The 23,323-nt window shown below is 48.8% G+C and carries 21 protein-coding genes; 7 read left to right on the top strand and 14 right to left on the bottom strand.

Going from position 1 to position 23,323, the window contains the following annotated elements; genetic code table 11:
• Nucleotides 1-312: 312 nt before the first annotated feature.
• Complete coding sequence (locus D0S45_08120) at nucleotides 313-1,056, bottom strand: FAD-dependent thymidylate synthase (protein ID TIH17118.1); 744 nt, start codon at nucleotides 1,054-1,056, stop codon at nucleotides 313-315.
• A 282-nt stretch (nucleotides 1,057-1,338) separates the two neighbouring features.
• On the opposite strand from D0S45_08120, the gene typA reads away from it, so the two are divergent.
• Complete coding sequence (typA, locus tag D0S45_08115; protein ID TIH17117.1) at nucleotides 1,339-3,186, top strand: translational GTPase TypA; 1,848 nt, start codon at nucleotides 1,339-1,341, stop codon at nucleotides 3,184-3,186.
• Nucleotides 3,187-3,298: 112 nt separating this feature from the next.
• Here the strand turns inward: typA and D0S45_08110 are convergent, their stop codons facing one another.
• Nucleotides 3,299-5,242, bottom strand: coding sequence for a PAS domain S-box protein (locus tag D0S45_08110; protein TIH17116.1), 1,944 nt, complete (start codon nucleotides 5,240-5,242; stop codon nucleotides 3,299-3,301).
• 202 nt (nucleotides 5,243-5,444) lie between these two features.
• Here D0S45_08110 and D0S45_08105 point away from each other — a divergent pair, with 202 nt between their 5' ends.
• Entirely contained in the window at nucleotides 5,445-6,455 is a 1,011-nt protein-coding gene (locus D0S45_08105) for an asparaginase (protein ID TIH17115.1), read from the top strand.
• A gap of 126 nt (nucleotides 6,456-6,581) precedes the next feature.
• On the opposite strand, the gene D0S45_08100 is transcribed toward D0S45_08105, so the two are convergent.
• The 5 genes from D0S45_08100 to D0S45_08080 form a co-directional block, all read right to left on the bottom strand.
• Nucleotides 6,582-6,863 (bottom strand): peptidylprolyl isomerase, encoded by a 282-nt coding sequence (locus D0S45_08100; protein TIH17114.1) that lies wholly within the window; start codon nucleotides 6,861-6,863, stop codon nucleotides 6,582-6,584.
• Between the two features lie 239 nt (nucleotides 6,864-7,102).
• Complete coding sequence (locus tag D0S45_08095; protein TIH17113.1) at nucleotides 7,103-7,612, bottom strand: DUF2335 domain-containing protein; 510 nt, start codon at nucleotides 7,610-7,612, stop codon at nucleotides 7,103-7,105.
• Nucleotides 7,613-8,008: 396 nt separating this feature from the next.
• Nucleotides 8,009-9,514: a leucyl aminopeptidase gene (locus D0S45_08090; GenBank protein ID TIH17112.1), complete on the bottom strand. Its 1,506-nt coding sequence runs from the start codon at nucleotides 9,512-9,514 to the stop codon at nucleotides 8,009-8,011.
• A 35-nt stretch (nucleotides 9,515-9,549) separates the two neighbouring features.
• Nucleotides 9,550-10,680 carry an ABC transporter substrate-binding protein gene (locus tag D0S45_08085; protein TIH17111.1) on the bottom strand — a complete coding sequence of 377 codons (1,131 nt, stop codon included), beginning with the start codon at nucleotides 10,678-10,680 and terminating at the stop codon, nucleotides 9,550-9,552.
• A gap of 166 nt (nucleotides 10,681-10,846) precedes the next feature.
• Complete coding sequence (locus D0S45_08080; GenBank protein ID TIH17110.1) at nucleotides 10,847-12,322, bottom strand: anti-sigma factor antagonist; 1,476 nt, start codon at nucleotides 12,320-12,322, stop codon at nucleotides 10,847-10,849.
• Between the two features lie 125 nt (nucleotides 12,323-12,447).
• On the opposite strand from D0S45_08080, the gene D0S45_08075 reads away from it, so the two are divergent.
• Nucleotides 12,448-13,149, top strand: coding sequence for a 4Fe-4S dicluster domain-containing protein (locus tag D0S45_08075; protein TIH17109.1), 702 nt, complete (start codon nucleotides 12,448-12,450; stop codon nucleotides 13,147-13,149).
• An 11-nt stretch (nucleotides 13,150-13,160) separates the two neighbouring features.
• Here the strand turns inward: D0S45_08075 and D0S45_08070 are convergent, their stop codons facing one another.
• From D0S45_08070 to D0S45_08050, 5 genes are all read right to left on the bottom strand, one after another.
• Nucleotides 13,161-14,267, bottom strand: coding sequence for a response regulator (locus D0S45_08070; protein ID TIH17108.1), 1,107 nt, complete (start codon nucleotides 14,265-14,267; stop codon nucleotides 13,161-13,163).
• Nucleotides 14,268-14,452: 185 nt separating this feature from the next.
• Nucleotides 14,453-14,962, bottom strand: coding sequence for a peptidyl-prolyl cis-trans isomerase (locus D0S45_08065; GenBank protein ID TIH17107.1), 510 nt, complete (start codon nucleotides 14,960-14,962; stop codon nucleotides 14,453-14,455).
• Between the two features lie 51 nt (nucleotides 14,963-15,013).
• Nucleotides 15,014-16,300: a DUF401 family protein gene (locus D0S45_08060; protein ID TIH17106.1), complete on the bottom strand. Its 1,287-nt coding sequence runs from the start codon at nucleotides 16,298-16,300 to the stop codon at nucleotides 15,014-15,016.
• 128 nt (nucleotides 16,301-16,428) lie between these two features.
• Nucleotides 16,429-18,144: a tetratricopeptide repeat protein gene (locus D0S45_08055; protein ID TIH17105.1), complete on the bottom strand. Its 1,716-nt coding sequence runs from the start codon at nucleotides 18,142-18,144 to the stop codon at nucleotides 16,429-16,431.
• Between the two features lie 2 nt (nucleotides 18,145-18,146).
• Nucleotides 18,147-18,920, bottom strand: a complete 774-nt coding sequence (locus D0S45_08050; GenBank protein TIH17104.1) for a glycosyltransferase family 2 protein — start codon at nucleotides 18,918-18,920, stop codon at nucleotides 18,147-18,149.
• Nucleotides 18,921-19,119: 199 nt separating this feature from the next.
• Here D0S45_08050 and D0S45_08045 point away from each other — a divergent pair, with 199 nt between their 5' ends.
• Both D0S45_08045 and D0S45_08040 read left to right on the top strand, forming a co-directional pair.
• The gene (locus D0S45_08045; GenBank protein ID TIH17103.1) at nucleotides 19,120-19,578 is read left to right on the top strand and encodes a hypothetical protein; all 459 of its coding nucleotides are present in this window, start codon (nucleotides 19,120-19,122) and stop codon (nucleotides 19,576-19,578) included.
• 12 nt (nucleotides 19,579-19,590) lie between these two features.
• A complete protein-coding gene (locus D0S45_08040) occupies nucleotides 19,591-20,367 on the top strand; it encodes a dimethylargininase (protein TIH17102.1) in 777 nt (258 codons plus the stop codon).
• Nucleotides 20,368-20,415: 48 nt separating this feature from the next.
• Here D0S45_08040 and D0S45_08035 read toward each other — a convergent pair whose 3' ends face one another.
• A complete protein-coding gene (locus D0S45_08035) occupies nucleotides 20,416-20,940 on the bottom strand; it encodes a hypothetical protein (GenBank protein ID TIH17101.1) in 525 nt (174 codons plus the stop codon).
• Between the two features lie 77 nt (nucleotides 20,941-21,017).
• A complete protein-coding gene (locus D0S45_08030; GenBank protein TIH17100.1) occupies nucleotides 21,018-21,698 on the bottom strand; it encodes a methyltransferase domain-containing protein in 681 nt (226 codons plus the stop codon).
• Between the two features lie 139 nt (nucleotides 21,699-21,837).
• Here D0S45_08030 and cbiQ point away from each other — a divergent pair, with 139 nt between their 5' ends.
• On the top strand, nucleotides 21,838-22,611 hold the full coding sequence (cbiQ, locus tag D0S45_08025) for a cobalt ECF transporter T component CbiQ (protein TIH17099.1): 774 nt from the start codon (nucleotides 21,838-21,840) through the stop codon (nucleotides 22,609-22,611).
• Entirely contained in the window at nucleotides 22,608-23,306 is a 699-nt protein-coding gene (locus D0S45_08020; protein TIH17098.1) for an ABC transporter ATP-binding protein, read from the top strand. Before cbiQ ends, D0S45_08020 begins: the two co-directional genes overlap by 4 nt.
• Nucleotides 23,307-23,323 lie beyond the last annotated feature (17 nt).

Here is a 23,323-nt window from a genome sequence, read left to right as displayed (position 1 = left end):
TACACGGACAAACTTATGCATGTCGTGAAAAAAAGAACTTTCAGCCGAATCAGCAGTTGCTCACTAATTGCTTATTTTCAGCACCTAAAAATCTACCGCCCCTCCTCAAAAAGCCCCCTGACACTGTTTACGTCTGATTTTTGCGCATTTATCCCGGTTTTAGCCAATTTCACCCGATTTCAGACGAATTCAGAATAAAAAAAAGCCCGTCCCCAAATTATGGACGGGCTTAAAGCAAAAACTGCTGAATCTAAATTTAGAAAAACACTCTAAACAAGGGCTCTACGTGGATATATTATATAATGTAGTGACTCACTCACTTTTAGTGAGCTGCTTCAAGGTCGGATATCGACCACAGGCGAACCTGTCTGCTTCAGGACAGTACCCCAGTTGCTCACAGCTAGCTCCGCCATGGCGAAAAATTGCCGGAAACTCTTCCTTACAGATATTAAGCATCTTATCGGCCATCTTACGGACTTCCCACTGAGCACGCTGACAGCAGCGCAGATTAAAGAAGTGCATGAGGGAACGGCAATTCATAGTTATAACAATCTTGGTTTCCGCAGCCTGCGGCAGTACAAAACGGGCATCCTCGTTAGCTTTGGCTTCGCGTCCGGCCTCGACCAGTATTTCGCGTAGATCTTTATAAGCACTGCCCACTTCATCCATAAATTTCTCAAAACGCTCCCGTGCTTCGGGAATCTTGGCAATTGCGGGGGGAATGATGTAGTCCATGTCATTTTCAGCAACGTAACGCTGACTCTGCTGGGAATATGAAGCAATACGATGACGCACTATCTGATGGGAACAGGCCCGGGAAATCCCTTCCACGGCAAAAGTAAAGCTTACGTGCTCAATGGGACTGTCATGGCCGGACTCAAGAATCTTGGAAACAAATTCCGCCTGCTTTTCCTTTTCAACTTCACCATTCAAAAGCCGGGGCCACATATCAGCCACAAATCCGGCATGGTAACACTGACGGAATGCGGCATAAAGCAGCTCCAATCCGTTGGGAGTCATGGACAACAGTTCCACTCGTAAATCTTTCTCAGGCATATGCGCTCCTTCAATTTATGCACACTACATAAAGTAATTCATATCGGGCTGCAACTGATACAGGGACCGCAGTTGAAAAACAAGCCCTGCTGCAAAACAAAAAAATCTTCAAAATGTTACATGAAAGCCCATTTTTTCTCTTGCCAGCCGCTCTAATATACCCTAACTAACGTCTCCTTATCCCTACTTTAACCAGCCGCTGAGAATTTTGCCCCCGTTTGAGCACTGCATCCCCCATGCAGGGGATTTTTTTTTGGCAAATCTCCGGCGCCGGAGGAATCCGTGACTAATCTTATCCAAAACGAAAAAATTAGAAATATAGCTATCATAGCACACGTTGACCATGGTAAAACCACTTTGGTTGACGGTATGTTTAAACAGAGCGGGCTGTTCCGTGAAGGTCAGGAAGTTGATGACCGCCTCATGGACAGCATGGACCTTGAGCGTGAACGCGGCATCACCATTGCTGCCAAAAACTGCGCCGTTGACTGGAAAGGCATCAAGATCAACATCATTGATACCCCCGGTCACGCCGACTTCGGTGGCGAAGTTGAACGTTCCCTGTCCATGGCTGACGGTGCCATCCTGTTGGTCGACGCATCTGAAGGTCCTCTGCCCCAGACCCGCTTCGTACTCAAGAAAGCCCTTGAAGCCGGCCTCAAAATTATCGTTGTAGTCAACAAAATCGACCGTGCGGATGCCCGTCCGGACGAAGTACTTGACGAAGTATACGACCTCTTCATCGACCTTGATGCCAATGAAGAACAGCTCGAATTTCCCCTGCTCTACGCTATCGGCCGTGACGGTATTGCTCAGGAAACCCTTGAAGAAAAAGGCGAAAACCTGCACCCGCTTATGGATATGGTCGTTGATCAGGTTCCCGGTCCTTCTTATAATGAGACAGAGCCCTTCCAGATGCTGGTTTCCGATCTCGGCTACTCCGACTACCTCGGACGTCTGGCTATCGGTAAAGTCATCCACGGCAGTGCCAAGCAGAACGAACCCCTGACCTGCATTAATGAGCAAGGTGAGAACGTATCCCTGCGTCTTACCAAGATTCAGACCTATGACGGACTTACCTTTGTAGAAACCGATATCGCCAACCCCGGTGACATTGTTGTTGTTTCCGGCATCGAAGAAATCACCATCGGCGACACCATCTGCACTAAGGAAGCACCGAAAGCCCTGCCCCGCATCACAGTTGATGAACCAACTGTTTCCATGCGCTTCACCATCAATACCTCACCCATGGCAGGCCTTGAAGGTAAACTGGTCCAGTCTTCCAGAATCCGCGAAAGACTGCACAAGGAAACCCTTCTTAACGTCGCTGTAAAAATTGAGGAAAGTGAAGAAAAGGACAGCTTCATCGTCAAGGGACGTGGCGAATTCCAGCTTGCTATCCTTATTGAAACCATGCGCCGCGAAGGATTCGAACTTTCTGTAGGCCGTCCTGAAGTTATCTTTAAGAAAGAAGGCGGACAGAAACTTGAGCCTATGGAACAGGTCTTCATTGATTGTGAAGAAGCTTTCCTCGGCGTAGTCACTGAAAAACTTTCCACCCGTAAGGGTAAAATGACCAACTTGGTCAATAACGGAAAAGGCCGTGTACGCATGGAATTTTCCGCACCTTCACGCGCGCTCATCGGTTACCGCGATGAATTCCTGACCGATACCAAGGGTACCGGAATCATGAACTCCCTTTTCGCGGGTTACGAACCTTACCGTGGGGACTTCCCCTCCCGCTACACCGGTTCTCTCGTTGCTGACCGCGCAGGTAAGGGCGTAGCTTACGCCATCTTCAACCTTGAACCGCGCGGCGAACTTTTTATCGAACCCGGCGATCCTATCTACGAAGGTATGATTGTAGGTGAGCACAACAGGGATAATGACATCAACATTAACCCTTCCAAAGAGAAAAAGCTCAGTAACATGCGTGCTTCCGGTAAGGATGAGGCTGTAATTCTGACCCCCATCCGTCCCATGACTCTTGAACGTGCAATGCACTTCATCAGGGATGATGAGCTGATTGAGGTTACTCCCGAATCAATCCGTCTGCGTAAGGTGGAACTGTCCGCCTCCAAACGCCATATGTCCCGCGGTAAGCAGCTCAAAGCCAAAGGCCAGAAGTAAGCTGAATTACCATATTAAAAATTAAAGCCGGGGTAATCTTTTTAAAGATTACCCCGGCTTTCCCTTTTCTGCCAAACTTCCCTTTGGCGTCATCTTTCCCTTTCCCGGCCTGCTAAACAAGTCCCTGAGAAAATATATCCGAAACCGAACCCCGAGGCAGCTGGATGGTAAATTTGGTGCCTTTGTCCGGTTCGGAATCAATTCTGATGGTTCCGCCATGATTACGGGTAATAACAAAATAAGCCATCGACAACCCCAGCCCGCTGCCCCCTTCTGCTCGGGTGCTGAAAAAAGGTTCAAAAGCCTTCTTACGGGTGAATCTGTCCATGCCTGGGCCATTATCCTCAACTTCGATAGTCAGATAGGCATTATTGCAATATGCTCTGATCGCTATGCGGGGACTGTCTTCCGAACATCCGCCATCAATCAGAGATTGTGCGGAATTACGCATAAGATTGAGTAGCACCTGCTCCAATTCTCTTGAGTAGCAAAGCACATGTGGCAATCCCGCCTGAAAATCCTTCACAAAATTTATCTTGCGAAAATCACACCCTTCTTCTGTGCATAGTTCCGCATCAACTGTTTCCATAGCCCGCTCAACAATATCGTCAATAGAACAAAAGTCCTTTTTATCCCCTGACTTACGGCTAAAATTAAGCATATTCACAATGACCTTGGCCGCCCGGGTTCCGGCTTCCTTGATCTCCTCCACCATGGTCAGAATTTTACGTTCCTCAAGATATTTACGAATCAATTCCAAAGAAATCCCAATCTTATCCGCTACTTCAATATTGCCGGGCAGGTCCAGAGACAACCTGCGTTCAATATTTTGAGCCGATTGGGTCACTATACCCAGAGGGTTGTTAATCTCATGGGCCATACCTGCGGAAAGACTGGCTACAGTTGTCATTTTCTCAGTCTGGATCATCAGTTCCTGAACTTTCATCTTGTGGGAGTAATCACGCAACACTCCAACCATACGCACTGGAGTTCCACGCGTATTCATCAAGAAACTGCCTTCATCCTCAACATAAAGATAACTACCGTTCTTACGCCTGAACCTGTACACAGAGACAAAGGGCTGCCCTTCATCAATGCACTTTTCAAGCTCCTCAAGGACCGCCCTGCGGTCATCAGGATGGATTTTATCTTTCCATCCCTCAAGATTCACGGACTGAAACTCATGTTCCTCAACCCCGGTTATTTCTACAACCGCTCCCGACCAGACGATTTCCCCTGTTTCAATATTCAGGTCATATACCATCTGTCCGGTCTTCTCAGCCATAAGCCTGTAACGCTCTTCACTCTGGTGCAGGGCCTGCTCGGCCAGCATAAGTGGGGTAACATCGGTGATAAAACCTTCAAGAACCACTCCACCTCCTTCGCCCCCAGAGTCTACGCCCTTTTCCCAAACCCATTTTTCCTCACCGGAAGAAGTCCTGATCTTATAGATCATTTCAAAAGGCTCCCGGTCCTGAACAGCTTCTTGTACGCATTCCCAGACATGAGCCTGATATTGGGGGAGAATAAGATCAGAATAAGAAATATCACGATTAGCCACCAAGGAATCCGGCTGATATCCAGTCAGCTCAAAGCAGCCTTCGCTGACAAAATCCATAGTCCAGTCAACATCATTTTGACAGCGATAAGCCATTCCCGGAAGATTGCTTAAAAGGGTTGCCAGTATTTTATCCTTTCCCTGCGTTTCCGCGACTGCGGAATCATCAAAATCATTGCGGCTAGCATGCACATGTCCTTTGAGAACAATATTGCCGGAATCATCATGAAAAAGACCCTTCCATAGAATCACGCCAGCGTCAGTAATAGACTCAAAACTTCCAACCAGCTCAGGATCATCCGCCACAACCATATCGGCAAACCTGCCAAGATACTTCATCAAAGGAACAGAAGCGGAAGAGTCAAGATATTCCCCAGCCGTCAGCTGCCCGGAGACAACCGCCGCTTCTTTACCGCCAATGAATACGATACGCTTATTCTCATCAAGGCCGACCACTACCCCAGGATAATCCTGAGCCAAAAACTCGATACCCGGCATGATATATCCTTCTAAAACCACCACGCTTGAAGTACCCTCCAAAGCAATAAATCCACAAACATGGTTTTACCATACCACACCCGGTTCATAATAACATGCAATTTTTATTAATCCTGTTGTTGCACCGTTACCCGGATTTATTGCTATTCAAAGCTTCATGAGATACCAGATTTTTCAAGACGATATTTTTACGGAGAGCAAGATGGGTTCAAATAATATTTCAGGCGAGGTCGTCCTCATTTTCACTGGGGGCACCATCGGCATGAGCGAAAAGCCCGATGCCGGAGGTGTTGTCCCGGACGACAATTTCACCAAGCTGCTTAACGAGGTCACCCCGGACGGGCATGATATCAAAATCCGTCCCATACTCTGGTCAGATATTCCCAGCCCGCACATGTGCCCGGATAGAATGCTCAAACTGGCCCATGATGTTGAAGCCTTCCTTAGCGAAGAGCAGGTTCTGGGCGCGGTCATCCTACACGGCACCGACCTCATGGCTGAAACAGCCTACGTGCTGGACTTGACCGTGCGTTCACCAAAGCCAGTCATCCTTACCGGGGCCATGCGCTATTTCAATGAATCCGGTTACGACGGCATACGCAATCTAGTAGACGCAGTGCGCACCTGCCTGCTGCCCCCACCGGAAGGCACCGATGTCATCATCCAGATGGCTGACAAACTTTTCGCCGCCAAGAATGCCATCAAATCCAGCTCCCTGAATGTGGACCCCTTTATCGGGCAAAATACCGGGAGAATCGGCTTTATCGCCGGAGAATCAGTAATCCTGACTAGAGCTAAACCAGGACGCAGACCAAGGCTGGATTTCCCGGTTAACGCGATGGCTGACAAGGTCCATCTGGTGGGCTGCCATCCGGGCATGGACTCAACTATTCTGGAAAATCTCATAGAAAGCGGGGCAAAAGGAATTGTGCTCGAAGGTTTCGGAGCGGGGAACGTCCCTCCCGGAGCAGTCCCCGGAGTAGAAAAATGCATAGCTGCCGGAATCCCGGTAGTACTCTGCACCCGTTGCGTAGAAGGAGGAGTCTGGCCCATCTACGCCTATCCCGGAGGAGCCGCAGACCTAAAGCAGAAAGGAGCAATCATCGCAGGAGGACTCTCCGCTCTCAAAGCAACCCTGCTCCTGCAACTACTGCTCGGGTCGGGATGTCCGTGTGAGCGGATCGAAGAGATTTTTGCTGAGGAAAGTGTGTAACCCAAAAAAGAAAAAGCCCCATCAGGTGGAAGGTTCGTTAGCCTAAACGGGCTATCTTACCTTGTCCCCCCAATGGGGGGCATACCACTAAGTCGGGGCTTTAAAGTTACAACGGTGAATAGTTGTTTAGTCTTCGCGGCTTGTGATTTCCAGCAGGTGGTAACCGAACTGTGTTTTTACCGGGCCATGAACTTCACCAACTGCTTCATTGAAGACAACGGTGTCAAATTCCGGGACCATCTGGCCGGGGCGGAACTCACCTAGATCTCCGCCGCGCTGTCCAGAAGGGCAGCTAGAGTGTTTTTTTGCCAGTTCACCAAAATCTGCGCCGTCTTGAATTTGTTTTTTCAGGTCCAGACAGGTTTGTTCATCACTAACCAAAAGATGGCGGGCAGATGCTTTTGCCATGTGCGTGCTCCTATAAGCTTGAATATTTGAATTTTAATAAACCACGTGATCTTGCCGTTGCGATTTTGTCATCGCAAAAAAGTGAAGCTTGCATGGATACGCGTGGACTGCAAGGTGAAATACTGCACCATAATTAGGAAAATACCTCCCTAATTCAAAAAACTGGGAATATATTTTACCCAAGAAAAGCCCCCAGAAAAGTATTTCTAAGGGCCTTGATTACTTAAAAAAGATAAAAACTATTCTTCAGATTGATCAGAGCCTATTTCATTCCGCTCTACAGAAGAACTCTGTGCAACTTTAATCCCACTCTTAAACGCGACCACAAGTCCTGCCATCCCTGAAAAACCAATAATACTTCCTGCAACCTGTGCTCCGCTCACCGCGGCGTAAACACCTCCGGCAATAGCCATGGCACAAAGGATAAATCCAAGAAAAGAACCACGAGAACTATCTTTGATGGAAGCACGAACATAAAGCTCGTCAAGTTCATGGGCTTTCCGCTCAAGCTCCCGACGATGATCGCCTTCTTTAATAAAACTCTGAGTCAATGATTCAGCTAGTCCGGGAACAACCTGTTCATAATCCTTGAGCATTTGCGGTGGAGGAAGAGGCCCACAATATTGCTGAGAAACCAAAACATTTTTTTGCTTTGATTCTTTTACTTCCGGCTCTACTTCAGGAGACACATAAATCTTTTCAGGAGCACTTTCGCTCTGATCAGATCTATCTTTATCTGACTCTGGCATTTGAATTTCCTGAATCGGAACGGTTTAAAACAGCATGTAGATCGCCAGCAACCTTTTCCATGTCACCAGCAAGCTTTTGATCATCTGAACGCTTGTCTCTCTTAGAACGAATACGCATATAATCAATATGGGTATTAATCCCGTAAAGATCCAAAACACGTCCAGCTCCGGACCAAAAAGATGTTAATAAACGTGACACTTGAGCACCTTTTTAAAAGACAATTGCTTATATTGATTACGCCCTTACCTGTCTACATGGTAAGGACTTCTGCAAAAAGAGCAAGTTTTAAAAAAGCCTAAACAGTCATAACTGATTTAAATTACATACAACTACGGAAAGTATTGAACTCCCGGCATATTGAATACCAGTCAAATGATGTTGCTGAGAACATAATCCTACATATCTTCCAGATCAATCCGCTCCGCAAGCTCAACCAGCGTGCGTACACCGAATCCGGTTCCCCCGGCTGATCCCGCAGGAGACTTTTTCTTGCGCCAAGCCGGACCGGCAATATCCAGATGCGCCCACGGGGTGTCTTCCGGTACGAACTCCTTAAGGAACATTCCGGCATGGATGGTCATGCCCTCGCGGGAACCGACATTCTTGAGATCGGCCACTTCACTCTTAAGTTCCTCTTTATAAATATCCCAGAGCGGCATAGGCCAGAACCGTTCCCCTACCCGCTTACCTGACTCAAGGACCAACTCCTGCATCATGGGGGAATTGTCCATTACCGCAGCCACATTCCAGCCGAAGGCCACAATGCAGCCCCCGGTCAGGGTGGCGAGGTCGATGATTGCCGCAGGTTCAAACTGCGCGGAATAAGCCAATGCATCGCAGAGCAACAGCCGCCCTTCAGCATCGGTATTCAAAATTTCAATGGTCTTGCCGGAAAATGAAGTTACAACTTCTCCCGGACGGGTCGCGGAAGCATCAGGCATATTGTCAGCACAGGGCAGAAGTCCCACAATAGGCAGGTCCGGCTTAATTTCTCCGATGGCCCTGAAAAAACCGAGTATAGCCGCAGCCCCGGCCATGTCGCACTTCATATCTTCGATGAATCCGGTGGGCTTGAGGGATATTCCTCCGGTATCAAAAGTCACACCCTTACCTACCAGCACCAGCGGCTTCTGTCCTTCCCGGTCCTTGGGGCAATACTCAAGGGTAATCATCCGAGGCTCGTCGCTGGAACCTTTGAACACGGAAGCATAGGCACCCATACCCTTGTCGATGATTTCCTTACGTTTCATGACCTTGAACTTGAAACCGTATTCCTTGGCCATTTTTTTTGCTTCATCAGCGAGGTAGACCGGAGTAGCAATGTTAGGCGGCAGGTTGACCAGATCACGGGCATACCCCACACCCTGTCCCACGGCCTGTCCTTTAGCGAGCATTTCAGCTAGATGGGCCGGGGGCTCTTCTTCAGTCAGAAAACGCACTGTTTCCGGCAGATCCTTTTTATCATCCTTTTTACTCTTGAATTCATCAAAGGAATAAAGTCCCTCTATGGCGGCAACCATAAAATGTTCAAGCTTGTCTTCAAGTACTATCCCTTCAAATGCGGGAAGCGGGGCACCCACGGTACGAAATTTCAGTTCCCGGCATTTCTGGAAAGCAGAACTGACTGCTTGCAGAAATTTTTCCACTCCGAATTCTTCTTCCTCACCCAGACCCACCAGCAACACCCGCTGTACGGATGAGCCGGAGCCGTAGATAACTGCGGAACTGCCCAGTTCCCCGGAAAAATCACCCAAGGCGGGAGATCCGGCAACCCAGTCGGCATCTGAAGCCATCCATGAAGAAAAGCCGGGAAGATATTCATCAGAATCTTTGAAAGCAAAAAAGATGACCGCATCCGCAGACCAAGCGGACGCCGGTTCGGTAATAATACTGAATTCCATAAACTGCTCCATATTGCTGCCCTGAAAAAGCAGCGTTAATTAGGGGAAATTTGCTCCACAAAGGAAAATGTACCGTTCTGGTATTTCACGATATCCACGCTTTTCATGGGAACCCTTATCCCTTCAGGATAGTAGAATTCCCCGGTAACTCCCTTGAAACCGGAAGTCTTGGAAAGAGCTTCGCGCACGGCTTCGGATTTAACTATCCCGGCCTTTTCAATGGCCTGAGCCAGCAGCATGACCGTATCATAGCCGAGGGCGGCAAAACCGGATTCCGGACGGACCCCGAACATACGCTCATAACTATCCACAAATTCCTGAACCATTGGGTCCGGATTATCAAGGGCCACATGGGTGGCGAAATAGATGTCATGGGCAAATTCCGCAGGGATATCACGCAGCCCCGGAGTATCAAATCCGTCACCGGAAACAATGGGCTGATTAAATCCAGCCTTACGGGCCGCGGCAACATAGTTGGCCGCATCCGGCGGAATAGAGGACATAAAAATCAGGTCCGGGCTATTATCATCACCCTTGGGTAGAGGATATTTGCCATCACCGGAACTGTACCAGATCTCATCCACAACAGTTCCGCCATACTTGCGGTAACGACGCTTGAAATACTTGGAAAGAGTCTTGGTAAATTCATTGGAAATATCGGTCCCCACAAAGCAACGGGAGGTTTCCAGCCTGCGTTTGGCGAACTTGGCTACAGCGCGAGCCTGCATGTTGTCCCCGAAGGCGGTCATAAAAAAATTCTTTCCGTACATGTAGGGCAGATTCTGCATGGTCGCCCCGGCAGTAATAAAGATAGTACCCTTTGCGGTGATGGCCGGGGCCGAAGCCATGACATAATCGGTATCGTTCAGCCCGATGACAGCCACCATATCATCCTGCTCGGCAAGAGCTTCGGAAGCCATTGCCGCAGAATCGAGATCGGAACGGCAGTCGGAAACCACGAGGTTTAACTTACGGCCCATAATTCCACCGCCGGAATTGATGATATCCTTGGCCAGCTCCATGCCACGCAGTCCGGGTCGGTCAATGGCAGCCATTCCTCCGGTGAGATTATAAAGCACCCCGATCTTGATCGCTTTCTCCCCGGCAAAAACCGGCACGGACAAAATAAGCACTGCAAGCAGGCTGCTTATCAAACGAAACCACATATATCCTCCTTGAAATTCATCATAATATGAACATTTGATCTTTTTTATTATCTACCCGTAACCGGAAGGCACAAGCAACTGGAATCTTCACAAAGATCGACCTTATTTAATAGCAAGCCATTTCGCAGCACACCGCAAGCGCAGAACCGCAGACAGTGCTTTATCATCAATCTTTTCCGCCCAGCTTGTCCTGCTGGGCCTCGAGGAATCGCTGAAATTTGTTAAGTTCAGCCTCACGCTTTTGCGGAACAAGGGGAAATTCAGCTTCCTCCCGATAACGTTTCTCCGCAATGGTCCGGCTGACCGGGACCTCAGCAGTGCCCTGCCATCCGGCATTGTCACGGGCCAGCTTGCGAATATAGCTCACTCCCAGAAAAGCACGGGTCACGCGGCTGTTATCGCGCAGTTTACGCATATCCTTGAACTCGGCTTTAGCAGAAACATCGCGGACCATTTTATCAAGGCAGACCATTTTTTCAGGCATATGGACTTGTTCAAAGACAGCGGCATGATTGTTGAGAATATGGCCGCGATCCCCGGCAGTGGCCGGATCAATATAAAAGGCGGTATAAAGCCCGGACTGATCATAAACGGAGAGGTCACAGGAAAGATCCACTCCCACCCCGCAAGTCAGGCAGGTAACATCCCGGTGACGCGGCAGCACATCCCGCTTAAACCACTCGTCACTGTTGGCCGGATCAGTGATGGCCTTCTTGTTTTCAGGAGCGAATTCACGCACCGGAGAACGCATCATGGTACCGGCCATAAGCTCACTGGTCTGCATCCATGCAGCTACTCCGAGAACGCCCTTGAAATCCCTGCGCCTGCGCCGGGAAAGCAAAAAAAGTCCGCGATAGAGCCTGTCCAGAGTGGTCCCGCCCTCTTCTGTGGATTCAAACATAATGTATTCATTAAATCCACCGGAGAGGGTCAAATTGAAAGGGGTGCGGATCATCACCGATCCGGTATCGTTGCGGGGCACAAGAAAATCAGCAAGATCATGCCCGTCCGTAGGCAGCCAGGCCATGGTCCCGCCGATGGTAATCATGGACCCCAGCACCTTCATATAATCGTCCGGGACCTCACCAAGTCCGCCCACACCGATGGAATATTCAGTCTGGGAAAAATGGCGGGAAAATATGCGCGCCTCATCCACCCGCGAATGAAAAATATCAGCAACGGAACCGATCACCTTCAGGTCTGCCGGGGAATTTTCGCCGGGTACGAACCTGAATTTACCGATAGGGGAATCAGCTGTTTCCAAACTTTCCCAATTCTCAAGGGCCTGCCGCTCCCACTGCACGGATTGCAAGAAAGTCATGGCCTCGCTGCGGGAGGGGAAAATATTCAGAGAACGGGTCATTCCAGCGGTATCAAGCACATTGCGGCAGTAGGAACAGATCGCGCACAAGGCCAGCGCGCCGTTACGGCGATGCAGGATCTTCATGGTCCGTACAATGGAGCGAATTCCGGCACTGCTCAGATAACGCACATCCGCCATGTCAAAAGCCACACAGGCCAGATTCTCATCAGCAAGGATATTTTTAAGGGTCCGATCCAGTTCCCCGGCCCCGAAAGCGTCTATTCTTCCGTTCATGCCGACAACAACTGTATCCCCGTGTCTTTGTACTGTAATTTCCATTCACAACTCCTGTTCAACTTCATCAGGAATATGTTATCACATCCAGAATAAGAATAGGCATAAGCATAGTAGATTGTGAAGTTGCTTCTGGAAAAACTGTACTATTTTTTCTGGCTCTGATAATTATGTCTATAAGAAGGAGAACCATGAAACGAATCCTGAATTTCAAGGACGGCTTTGCTAAAAAATTTAACGGCAAGCTAATCCCCACAAATGAAGCGATCAAACTGCTCAAAGCAATTGTGATCAAAAGCTCCGCGCTGGAAATTATGTCCCCTCACGGAAAAAGCCCTATTGCGTTTTTTGAATCTCCCTGTCCTGCTTCAAAGCACAACACCTCAGCCGTAAAGGAAGTATGCATATTTGCAGGCGAACCCCATGCGTCCCATACGGTCAAAAATAATCCGGAAAAATCAAGATATATAAGCGAAGAAGAAGCAATAAGAATTCTAGAAACAAAAAATGCCAAAGGTCATGTGCATTATGTTTGCTTTGCGGAGAGTAAATATGGTCCCTTCTATGCCATTTGCAACTGCTGCCCCGGATGCTGCGCAACCATAGAAGCAGGAATTGGAAAAGGTTCCATGCTGATCCCTTCCGGGTACATTGCCGTGGTGGCACCGAACAAATGCATAGGCTGCGGACAGTGTATGGAATACTGCCCCTTCGGGGCCATGAATCTGCGCGACAAGCGCATGCGCATTGATCCCAAAAAGTGCATGGGCTGCGGAGTGTGCACCAACAAATGCCGCAAAGATGCTCTGCGGCTTGCCCGCAACAAAAAACACCCCGAGCCATTACTGGTGGAGAAACTGCTGGAAGGATAACTGCGCTAGGATTAACCGTCGGGGAAAGATCGTCTCAGTTCAAGAATCTCATCAAGATTATCAAACAACAGATCGGTCAGGTGCGGGTCAAACTGCTTACCCTTACCTTCTTCAAAATAATCCCGAATCTTCTCAATGGGCCAGGCCTTTTTGTAAACCCGCTCACTGCCCAAAGCGTCAAAAACATCCACAATACCTGTGATCCGCCCGTAAATATGAATATTATCCCCGGAAAGTTTGCGGGGGTATCCTTCACCGTTCCACCATTCATGGTGTTCAAAAGCCACAATAGCTGCGGCTTTAATGATAGGGCGTTCGGAATGCTTTAAAATTTCGTGTCCAATGGTGGTGTGAGTCTTGATCAGTTCAAATTCTTCGGGAGTCAAACGTCCGGGCTTGTTGAGCACGGTATCGGGAATTCCGATCTTGCCCACATCATGCATGGGTGAGGCAAGGCGCAGCAGATCGGACTCTTCCTTGCTCAAACCGTAACGGCGGGCAAGAATGTATGAAAGTTCAGCAACACGGCGTACATGGTTGGCGGTCTCATTGGAGCGGGTTTCCACAACTTCGCCAAGGGTAAGGATAACTTCTTTCTGGGTTTCAATAACCTCATCCTGAATAGCCATGAGTGCGTCCTGAGCCTCGCGCCGGACCTTAATCTCGTTGCGCAGGGCTTCAGTCCTTTTCTCTACTTCGACTTCAAGATGTTCTTTATAGCGGCGATTTTCCTTAATCAAGGAGGCTCGTTCAAGCCCCTGTCCAAGGGCATGCTCCAGAATATTCAGATCAACAATAGGCTTGGTAACGAAATCCCATGCTCCCAGCCGAACAGCCTTGATGGCATCCTGAATGAGTCCGGCACCGGAGACAACGATGATGGGCGTATCAGGACTTTCCGAGGAAACATTTTCCAATACCTCAAAACCGTCAACCTTGGGCATATTCAAGTCGACCAGCACAGCATCAGGTTTTTCCTTCCTGAACACCTCAAGCCCTTCCTCACCGTCCCCGGCATCAATAATATTGAAGCCGGAGTCGCTCAGATAGTCGCTGATTGTTTCCCTTACAAAATCCTCATCATCAATAACGAGGATGGTTAATTCTGAATTATCCAATGCTTACCCCTGATCATTTTTACTCTGGAATTACAATTCCCACCACTTGAATACAGACATAGCAAAAAAACAATATATTTAAAACTGTTATTCCGAGAGTATCATAACATGAATAAAATACAAAAAAACACCGAAAAGCAAATGCCTTTCGGTGTTTTACTAACGCTCACATACGTTTTGATCAATTAATCTTCAAAACGCTTCATGGAAATGATGCTGATGGGATCAACCGGAACATCATCCATAGGACCGTAGGAACCGGTCTTTACTTTCTTGATTTTCTCAACAGCTTCCATACCATCGACAACCTTACCGAATACGCAGTAGCCCCAGCCCTGGGGATTCTTGCCGGAATGGTCGAGGAAACCGTTGTCCTTCACATTGATAAAGAACTGTGAAGTTGCGGAATGGGGGTCCATGGTGCGGGCCATGGCAAGGGTTCCGAGTTCGTTCTTGAGGCCGTTGTCAGCTTCGTTCTCAACAGGTGCATTGTTTTTTTTCTCATTCATGGAGAAGTCAAAACCACCGCCCTGAATCATGAAATTATTGATAACTCTGTGAAAAAGAGTTCCCTCATAAAAACCGTCATCTACGTAGCTCAAAAAGTTTGCTACGGTTTTGGGGGCTTCTTTCTCGAAAAGTTCAATGAGGACTTCACCTTCAGGTGTTTCCATCAGTACCATGGGATTGGACATATTTAATTCCTCCAAGTTTTTTTATATTACCCGCTATGGGGATTTTTTGATCTACAATAAAACAAAAAAGTACGCCACTCCGAGCAACATAAGCACCAAACTGGGAATGACAACCTTTTTCCATGCAGCAACCATGTCCACCTTAAAATATTCGCAGGTCAGCAGGAAGCAGATATGCAGCGGAGAAGCCATAATCCCGGCAAACCCGGAAAACATGCACAGCACCGCCCAGGCCGGAAGCTGATCCTGTAATCCGGCAGCCTGAACCAAACCAACCACCAAAGGCATGGCTGCGCCCACAAAAGCAAGTGTAATCCCGGCAATAAAACCGACCAGAAAAGGAACAAATACCGCAGCGGCAATGAGTGCGGCTTCCCCTCCGGCCAAGCGGGCCAGTTCGTCCACAACCCCGCAGGCTCCAAGAATATCCTTGAACACGAAAACGCAGACAATCATGAAGATCATGTTCAAAAACCGCTTCTCAACGAGCAGTCTCCGTATAATCCCCAGTGAACCGGAGTTAGCCAGTACGCAGCAGAAAACAGCTGCCAGCAGAGCCAGAATTATCCCGATCTCAAAAGGGATTCCGGGAAAAACCATGCTCAGCAGTGTTTCAAAAATAAAAGCCCCACCAATGGCGACAATGAGAGGCAGCCCTTCCTTGAGCACTTTTTTAAAATCCCGCCCATTGCCGGAAACATCCGCAGCATGACCGTTATTTTCCATAGGCAGTACTGAAGGACGCAAATAAAAAAAACACCCCAGACCGATGCAGGCAAACGCACCGGGAAAGGTGTAACCGATATATTCAAAAATACTCATCCCGCACAGGGAGGCGGCGAGAATCATACCCGGATAAAGTGGCCATGCCAGCTCCCAAACATGGCGGAACCAATAATTGATGACCACCTTGTCCCGCCCGGAAACATCAAGACCGTTAGCTGCCTCCTGAATCATGGGCGCGGAGAAAATAGCCCCTCCGGGCATGGGTAGCAGACCGATAAGTGCCGGAAAAAAGACCAAACGTAACCGAGGACTTCTTAGGTACCCGGTCAGTGAATTCATTATCCTTCCCGCCTGCCCGGTTTTCTCCAGCAGGCCGGACAGCATCATGATAAGAGCCACAATCAATGCCAGAAAAATTGTTTTATCATCACGTAAAGCTTCAGCACTGACCGTGAGCACCTCCCCAATTTTCATGGAAGTGAGCAGAGCCAGCACCCCGCCCCCGGCCAGAATAGAAGGCCCGACGCCGAGCCTTAGCCTGATCCCGGCCAGCATACAGATAAAAACAAAAATGATTTTGAACAGAGGCAGGAGGTTGTGAAAGAAATCCATACATCACCCCATACGCAAAAGAGGATTAACGGCCCGCAACGCACAAGAAAAGTCATCAGCACAGCACGCAGGAGGAATACTATTATTCCCCCTTAAAAAGAGATACGTCAAAAACCTTGATTACTCAATCAGGGAATCAAAACCAGATTCTTGCGGGCTATCTTATTGTCCGGGTCAATCTGCAAAGCCTTGCGCAGCCATTCTTTAGCCGAGGAGTTATCACCACGCATGTAGAACAGAAGGCCCATATTGATCATATGATTGGGCTGCTGCGGTTCAAACTTCTGAGCTTTGCGCAGGTCGGCCAGTGCAGCTTCGAACTTGCCCTGCTGCATGTAGACTATGCCCCTGTTACCGAGCGCTGTGGCGTAATTCGGATTGATCTGCAAGGCCCGCTGGTACAAATTCAGTGCAGTATAGGGATCACCTTTGCGGCTCATGATTGAGGCAAAACTAGTCATAGCCTTGTAATGGGAAGGGTCGGCCTTAAAAGCAGCCTTGAAATGTTTTGCCGCCTCAGTGAAATTTTTCTCCCGCTCCAGAAGATTGCCGTAGTTGTAATGCATATGGTGGTTATTCTCAGTCACTGCCAGCGCACGGGTATACAGGGATTTGCTATCCTTCCAGTGTCCGGCCTGAGTATAGGCCCCGGCCAGCAGCACTGCCACCAGAACCGAACCAATTGCAACTGCCGGCTTTCCGGGCACACGTCCTTCCCGAACCAGCCGCGCCGCGCCAAAAGCTATGATCATATAAATCCCCATGAAAGGGATATAAGCATAACGATCAGCCATGGACTGATCGCCAACCTGCACCAGCCCAATCACTGGAACAAGCGTTCCCAAGTACCAGAACCAACCCATTGCCCCGAGAGGAAATTTCTTGATAAAACGCACAGCCACACCAGACACGGCCAGAATAAACAAAGCCGCCAGTGCAGGCTTCCAGACAGGAATCTCATGAGGATAAGGATAAAAGACCGCAAGGTTAAGCGGAGCAACCAGTTCTCCGAGGTAGGACACATACGAAACAAGGGCGTTGGAAAGACGCAGGCTCAAGGGGAAAGATTCCACACTCTGCACGGCGCCCCCACCCTGCTGAGCCATTACGGTCAGTACGGAAGAAAGTATGGAAAGCCCGAACAAAGGAAGCTTCTCCGCAACCAGCCTAGCAAGCTGCGCCACGGGATTCTTGGAAAAATCAACCCGGTTGAGCGGCCAGATATCCAACAGCACCAGTGCAGCAGGCAGAGTAACCACCATGGGTTTAGCCAGAATCCCCAGTCCGGTGAAGAAAAAAGTAAGCCCGTAGGATGCCATGTTCCTGTCTTTTGCCCAGCCCAGCCAGCTGTGCATAGCACTGAGCCAGAAAAAAGTGGAAAGTACATCCTTCCTCTCTGCCACCCATGCTACAGATTCCACATGCACCGGATGCACAGCAAAAAGGGCCGCCACAAAGAATGACGGAATCAATCCGTCTTTTTCAAATCCTCTTGTAGCCTTAAGCAGAAAAAAGAAAAGCAGCAGCACATTGCAGAGGTGGAAAAAGACATTGACCAGATGACGCGCCCCGTCCGAATCCCCGAACAGGGAAGTATCGAACATATGCGAAACCACGGTCAGCGGATGATAGTTGGAAAGCTGAAAGGTGCTGAAAGCCCAGCTGACATTTTCGGCGGAGATTCCTTGCATGACTCGCTGATTATTGGTCACGTAGCTGGTATCATCATAGGTAACCAGTTCAAAACCGCCACACTGCCCGTAGACAGTGAGCACCAGCGCGGAGAGAATTGCCGCTGCGATCAACGCTTTCTTCATTTCATTTCCAGCCTTCGCAATACCCATGATTAGTCTGCCTGTCCCGTCTGTCTTTTTTGAGGAACGTCTTTCAAAAATTCACTTTTCAGCCAGCCCATCCTGTGTCCCAATGTTTCGCAGGAGCAACGCAACACGCCCATTCCATATTTTACCGAACGCGCAAAACTGATGGATGAAGAGTCATCCATATAGCGGGTCGGGCAGGTTACTTCCCCGATATCGTAGCCGGAATAAATGATCTGGCAGAGCATCTGGTTATCAAAGATGAAATCATCGCTGTTGTTTTCAAGAGGAAGTGTTTCCAGCAATTCGCGGGAAAAAGCCCGGTATCCGGTGTGGTATTCGGAAAGATGGTAGCCCACCAGCAGGTTCTGAAACCAAGTCAAAGCCCGGTTAGAAATATATTTATAGAGGGGCATGCCGCCCTTACGCGCTCCGGTGCCCAGAATCCTTGAGCCGAGCATGCAATCAAAAACCCCGTAGGCAATGGGCGAAACCATGGCTGAAATAATCAGCGGGGTGTACTGGTAATCCGGGTGGACCATGACCACCACATCAGCTCCCATTTCAAGGGCAGTGCGGTAACAAGTTTTCTGGTTTCCTCCATACCCCGTATTACAGGTATGAACCACGGTCTTGATGCCCAGCTTTTCCGCCTGTGAAACAGTATCATCGCGGCTGCAATCATCAACTAGCAGAATTTCATCCACGACATCCGCAGGCAGTTCATCCAAAGTTTTCTTCAAAGTGGACGCCGCATTGTAAGCAGGCATAACCATTACAACTTTTTTACCATTTACCATCTGTGGTTCTCTCCTGAAATTAACTGCTATAAATATTTTCATGCGCCGCAAAAACGCTTATTTTCTAGATACGGTGAAGACTTAGCACCAAAGCCGGAGACGAATCAAGTTATGGAAACTGGTGCTGTTGCCTGAGTCGCTCCTTTCTTGTATTCATCCAACAGCTTTTAATGAAATTTTGCCGTATGGGAGAAAATAGATGCAGGAAACAGAAATCAAAAAATATATTTATAAGATAGTCATGGACAAGTGCACTGCCAACGAAGAAGCTCGCCAAGATGCTCTTGGTGAATTCATTGCCCTGACCATGCCTAACATTGACGAAGGCGCGGTGCGCAACATTAAATCCATGATCCCGCCCATTAACGATCTTTATGACAAATGGGCCAACATGTTTGTCGAACGTCTGCTAGAAACAGTTCCCCGCAATCAGATTGAGGAACTTTGCAGCGGCACAACGGAAAACGATTCTGCGCTGGTGCTGGTTTATATTATGTTCATGGAATCTGAGCGCATGGAAAAACAGGTAGCTGATGACATCGCCGCCTTTGCCCCCAAACAGGACGACGAGGCCGGAAACATCGCCAGTGCCTACATCCGTTCCAAGCTGACCATCATCGCCGAAGAACAAAAGAAAAAAGACGCGACCATCCAGTAAAGGAGGCTGAAAATGTTCAGCAAAGCAATTGTCAGGACTCCGGCAAAAAATCTCGGACAGGGACTGACCGAAGCAGGCCTCGGCTGCCCGGACATGGAACTGACCCTTGCCCAGCACAAGGGCTACATTGAATATTTCAAACAGTCCGGGATCAACGTTACGATTCTTCCCCCGGTGGAAGAGTATCCCGATTCCGTATTTGTGGAAGACACTGCGGTCATGATCCCCCACGGCAACGAAACCGCCGCTTTCCTGACCTGCCCCGGAGCCGAGTCGAGACGCGGCGAAGTGGATGAAATCGAAACCGCCATAGCAGACCAGACTGACACAATCATCCGCATGCAGGATGGTGGACTCATGGAAGGTGGAGATGTGCTGCTCATGGGCAAGACCTTTTACGTGGGCATCGACAACCGCACCAACGCGCAGGGCTGCGAGCAATTCGCTAAAGCTGCTGCTAAATTCGGCTACAAAACTGTCCCTGTGCCCTTTAATAACGGCATGCCCCATCTCAAAACAGAGCTTTCCGCCCTTGATGAGGAAACCCTGATCATGAGTGCGCGTTTTGCCCAGCGCGAAGAATTCGCCGGATTCAAAAAGATCATCGTTCCCCAAGGCGAAGAATACTGCTCCAACTGCCTTCACTTAGGTAAGAAGCTGCTCGCCCCGCAAGGATTTCCCAAGACCGCCGAACTGCTCGACAAAAACGGATTCAAAGCCGATTTCATCGATATGTCAGAGTTCCGCAAAATGGACGGCGGCCTGACTTGTTTATCTTTAAGATGGTAGCAAATAAAAAGGGGTGGTGATCTCGATCACCACCCCTTTTTATTTGGATTAAATAGCTATTTTATCTAAAACATCCTGCAACATCTCTTCTTCGCTCTGATCAGATCGCACGATGTGATGCGCAGCTTCCATGAAACTTGGCTCAAAACGGTTGAGCATAAGTGAAATTTGTTCACGGGCATCTTCAGACCCGTCGGATGCGTTGAGCAGGGTCATGAAATCACACATAATGAAGATGACCTTGCCGTTATTCTTAAGCATCTCGCGGACCTTCTCGGACTTGGCGGCCCCGCGCGGCAGACTCAGAACCTGATTATCTCCCCCTGCGAGTTTCTCCAGCACCGGATTACCGTCACTGCGGCTGACTACTACAAATTTACGATCCAGCTTTTCAGCCACCTTGGCAGCAATGGATTTACGCAATTCATCATTTAGGCAAAAAATAAAAACATTGCCGGAATCACGACCGCCGATAATCATATCCTTGGCCATGCCCGGCACATAAACACTTCTCTTATCCTTTTCCTCAACAACAAACTCGACATCTATCATTTCAGTATTTTCTTTCGCCATCTCAATCCTTTATATTTATAAAAAAAACTAAATCCGAACAGAAAGATAAAATAATCACTTCAGCGTAAGGGGCAAGATTACTTGCGCTGAAAATATACGGTATTCTTGTACTGCTTATCATCTGGGAGAGACTTGGAGAGATAAACCATCTCCCAATTGTCAGCAAAAATATCCACCGCAAAATCCAATAAACTGAATATGCCGTCCTTAATTTTAGCCTGAGGATACATTTTCAAAAACTCATCCGAAGTCATGCCAAGGTGTTTGCTGACATAATATTCAGGCCGAAAAGTGAGTAGCATCTCAGACTCACTGCGTTTTTCAAGCCCTTGAAGGATCGCAGCCATGTGGCCTTTTGATATATTGATCTTCCCGAGAATATCGATAAGCATACCCATGCTGAAGGTACGATCCGGTTCGTCATAAGCAAAATTACAAACACAAAAATCCACATTGTCCACGCAATAAAGCTCGGCAAGTTTTCTGGCTCCGACAACAACCTTGGATTCAAGATCATAACCAACCACTTCCTTTGCCCCGCGCTCACGGGCATAAAAAGAAAAATGGCCCATATTACAGCCCAGATCGCAGACACTCTTACCTGCAAAATCCAGTTCCCTGAATTCAGGATCAATACCGTCGATCTCATGCCCGACACCACCTGCAAGAGGCTTATTTTCAAAGTCGTAAAGCGGACGCCAGATCAGGTCTTCGCCAACCTCTGCAACAATCTTTTTCAATTCAGCGTTTCTGCTCATGCGGACCTTCCAGAGTAGTGTTAATATTCAAAATATACGATTGGATATAGCCCCATTACGCCCTCAGCTCAAGAGTTGTTTCAGATTGCACGGATTGTGGATGCATGCTACTTCAATAAGCCGAAATCAGGAGACTCTTTTGCAGCAGTTAACGGAACCTTTTGCCTACGGCAACTCTATCATTCATTCCATGAATCCCGGATTCAGGCTGGCCTGCGCTTTGATCTTTTCTCTTGCCGGGGCACTGGTTACAAACCTTGCTGCCGCAACCAGCGTCCTTACTGCAGGAATTCTATTTGCCCTAGCTGCAAAACTTGAATTTAAAACTCTGCTCAAGCGACTGCTCATCGTAAACTTCTTCATTCTTTTCCTTTGGGTGTTTCTGCCCTTTTCACGCCCCGGAGAACCTATAGCCACCATCGGTCCCTTTACTGCCACTCTGGGAGGGATCATCTACACCGCAATCATCACCCTGAAATCAAACGGGGTAATCCTTGCCATGACCGCACTCATCTCCACCATGCAGGTGCAGACCCTCGGTGCGGGCATGCAGTCCCTGAAGCTGCCGGACAAACTCTGCCGTTTGCTGCTTTTCAGCTGGCGGTACGTGCATGTGATGAGCATGGAATACAGCCGCATGCGCAGGGCCGCCACCATGCGCGCATTTACACCCCGCACAAACCTGCAAACCTACCGCACCTATGCATGGCTCATGGGTATGCTGCTGGTCCGCAGTCTGGACCGGGCACAACGGGTCTGGCAGGCCATGCTCTGTCGGGGGTTCACCGGAACATTCCACACCCTGACCACCTACCGCACAGGCAAAAGAGACTGGACCCTGCTGCTCACCACTCTGGCCTGCGCCGCACTTTTTATTTTTCTTGAGTTTAATAAAATTGAGGTTCTGCTGTGAGTTCACCCATATTTTCCCTGCATGATATTAATTTTTCCTATCCCGGAAATGATGTCCTCAAAAGTGTGGATTTCGAACTGCACAAGGGACAAAAAATTTCCCTGACCGGGCACAATGGATCAGGCAAAACCACCCTGCTGCACATCATCATGGGCTTGCTCAAACCGCAATCCGGGCAAATCCGGTATATGGACCGGGAGATGAAATCCGAACAAGACTTTCGGGAATTGCGCAAGGGCGTGGGGCTGCTTTTCCAACAGGCAGATGACCAGCTATTCTGCCCCACCGTACTGGAAGACGTGGCCTTCGGGCCGCTCAATCTGGGGAAAACCCCGGAAGAAGCTCAGAAGATTGCAAAGTACACCCTCTGCACGCTTGGGTTAGCTGGATACGAAGACCGGGTTTCCTATCGTCTTTCCGGCGGTGAAAAAAAACTGGTTTCCCTTGCCACTGTGCTAGCCATGGAACCGCAGGCACTGGTGCTGGACGAACCCACCAACGACCTTGATCCGACCATGCGCGAAAGGCTGATCGAAATTCTGGGATCGCTGGACATTGCCATGCTGGTGGTTTCCCACGACCTTGATTTTCTGGTAAGAGTCACCGATGTGGAATATTCCTGCACCAAAGGAAAAATCCTACGCGAAGCCTCAAATTTCAAAGACAACCACGACTACGGGCAGTGCGCTTTGTAACCAAAGGGACAAAAAAA

This window comes from Marinifilum sp. JC120, assembly GCA_004923195.1.
GTDB lineage: Bacteria > Desulfobacterota > Desulfovibrionia > Desulfovibrionales > Desulfovibrionaceae > Maridesulfovibrio.
This window is presented reverse-complemented; position numbering and strand designations above follow the sequence as displayed.

What these genes read in the sequence shown, in the direction of transcription:
- D0S45_08120 (TIH17118.1), bottom strand. Translation starts at nt 1,056, where the DNA reads ATGCCTGAGAAAGATTTACGAGTGGAACTGTTGTCCATGACTCCCAAC.
- D0S45_08110 (TIH17116.1), bottom strand. Translation starts at nt 5,242, where the DNA reads ATGCCGGGTATCGAGTTTTTGGCTCAGGATTATCCTGGGGTAGTGGTC.
- D0S45_08105 (TIH17115.1), top strand. Translation starts at nt 5,445, where the DNA reads ATGGGTTCAAATAATATTTCAGGCGAGGTCGTCCTCATTTTCACTGGG.
- D0S45_08100 (TIH17114.1), bottom strand. Translation starts at nt 6,863, where the DNA reads ATGGCAAAAGCATCTGCCCGCCATCTTTTGGTTAGTGATGAACAAACC.
- D0S45_08095 (TIH17113.1), bottom strand. Translation starts at nt 7,612, where the DNA reads ATGCCAGAGTCAGATAAAGATAGATCTGATCAGAGCGAAAGTGCTCCT.
- D0S45_08090 (TIH17112.1), bottom strand. Translation starts at nt 9,514, where the DNA reads ATGGAATTCAGTATTATTACCGAACCGGCGTCCGCTTGGTCTGCGGAT.
- D0S45_08085 (TIH17111.1), bottom strand. Translation starts at nt 10,680, where the DNA reads ATGTGGTTTCGTTTGATAAGCAGCCTGCTTGCAGTGCTTATTTTGTCC.
- D0S45_08080 (TIH17110.1), bottom strand. Translation starts at nt 12,322, where the DNA reads ATGGAAATTACAGTACAAAGACACGGGGATACAGTTGTTGTCGGCATG.
- D0S45_08075 (TIH17109.1), top strand. Translation starts at nt 12,448, where the DNA reads ATGTCTATAAGAAGGAGAACCATGAAACGAATCCTGAATTTCAAGGAC.
- D0S45_08065 (TIH17107.1), bottom strand. Translation starts at nt 14,962, where the DNA reads ATGTCCAATCCCATGGTACTGATGGAAACACCTGAAGGTGAAGTCCTC.
- D0S45_08060 (TIH17106.1), bottom strand. Translation starts at nt 16,300, where the DNA reads ATGGATTTCTTTCACAACCTCCTGCCTCTGTTCAAAATCATTTTTGTT.
- D0S45_08055 (TIH17105.1), bottom strand. Translation starts at nt 18,144, where the DNA reads ATGGGTATTGCGAAGGCTGGAAATGAAATGAAGAAAGCGTTGATCGCA.
- D0S45_08050 (TIH17104.1), bottom strand. Translation starts at nt 18,920, where the DNA reads ATGGTAAATGGTAAAAAAGTTGTAATGGTTATGCCTGCTTACAATGCG.
- D0S45_08045 (TIH17103.1), top strand. Translation starts at nt 19,120, where the DNA reads ATGCAGGAAACAGAAATCAAAAAATATATTTATAAGATAGTCATGGAC.
- D0S45_08040 (TIH17102.1), top strand. Translation starts at nt 19,591, where the DNA reads ATGTTCAGCAAAGCAATTGTCAGGACTCCGGCAAAAAATCTCGGACAG.
- D0S45_08035 (TIH17101.1), bottom strand. Translation starts at nt 20,940, where the DNA reads ATGGCGAAAGAAAATACTGAAATGATAGATGTCGAGTTTGTTGTTGAG.
- D0S45_08030 (TIH17100.1), bottom strand. Translation starts at nt 21,698, where the DNA reads ATGAGCAGAAACGCTGAATTGAAAAAGATTGTTGCAGAGGTTGGCGAA.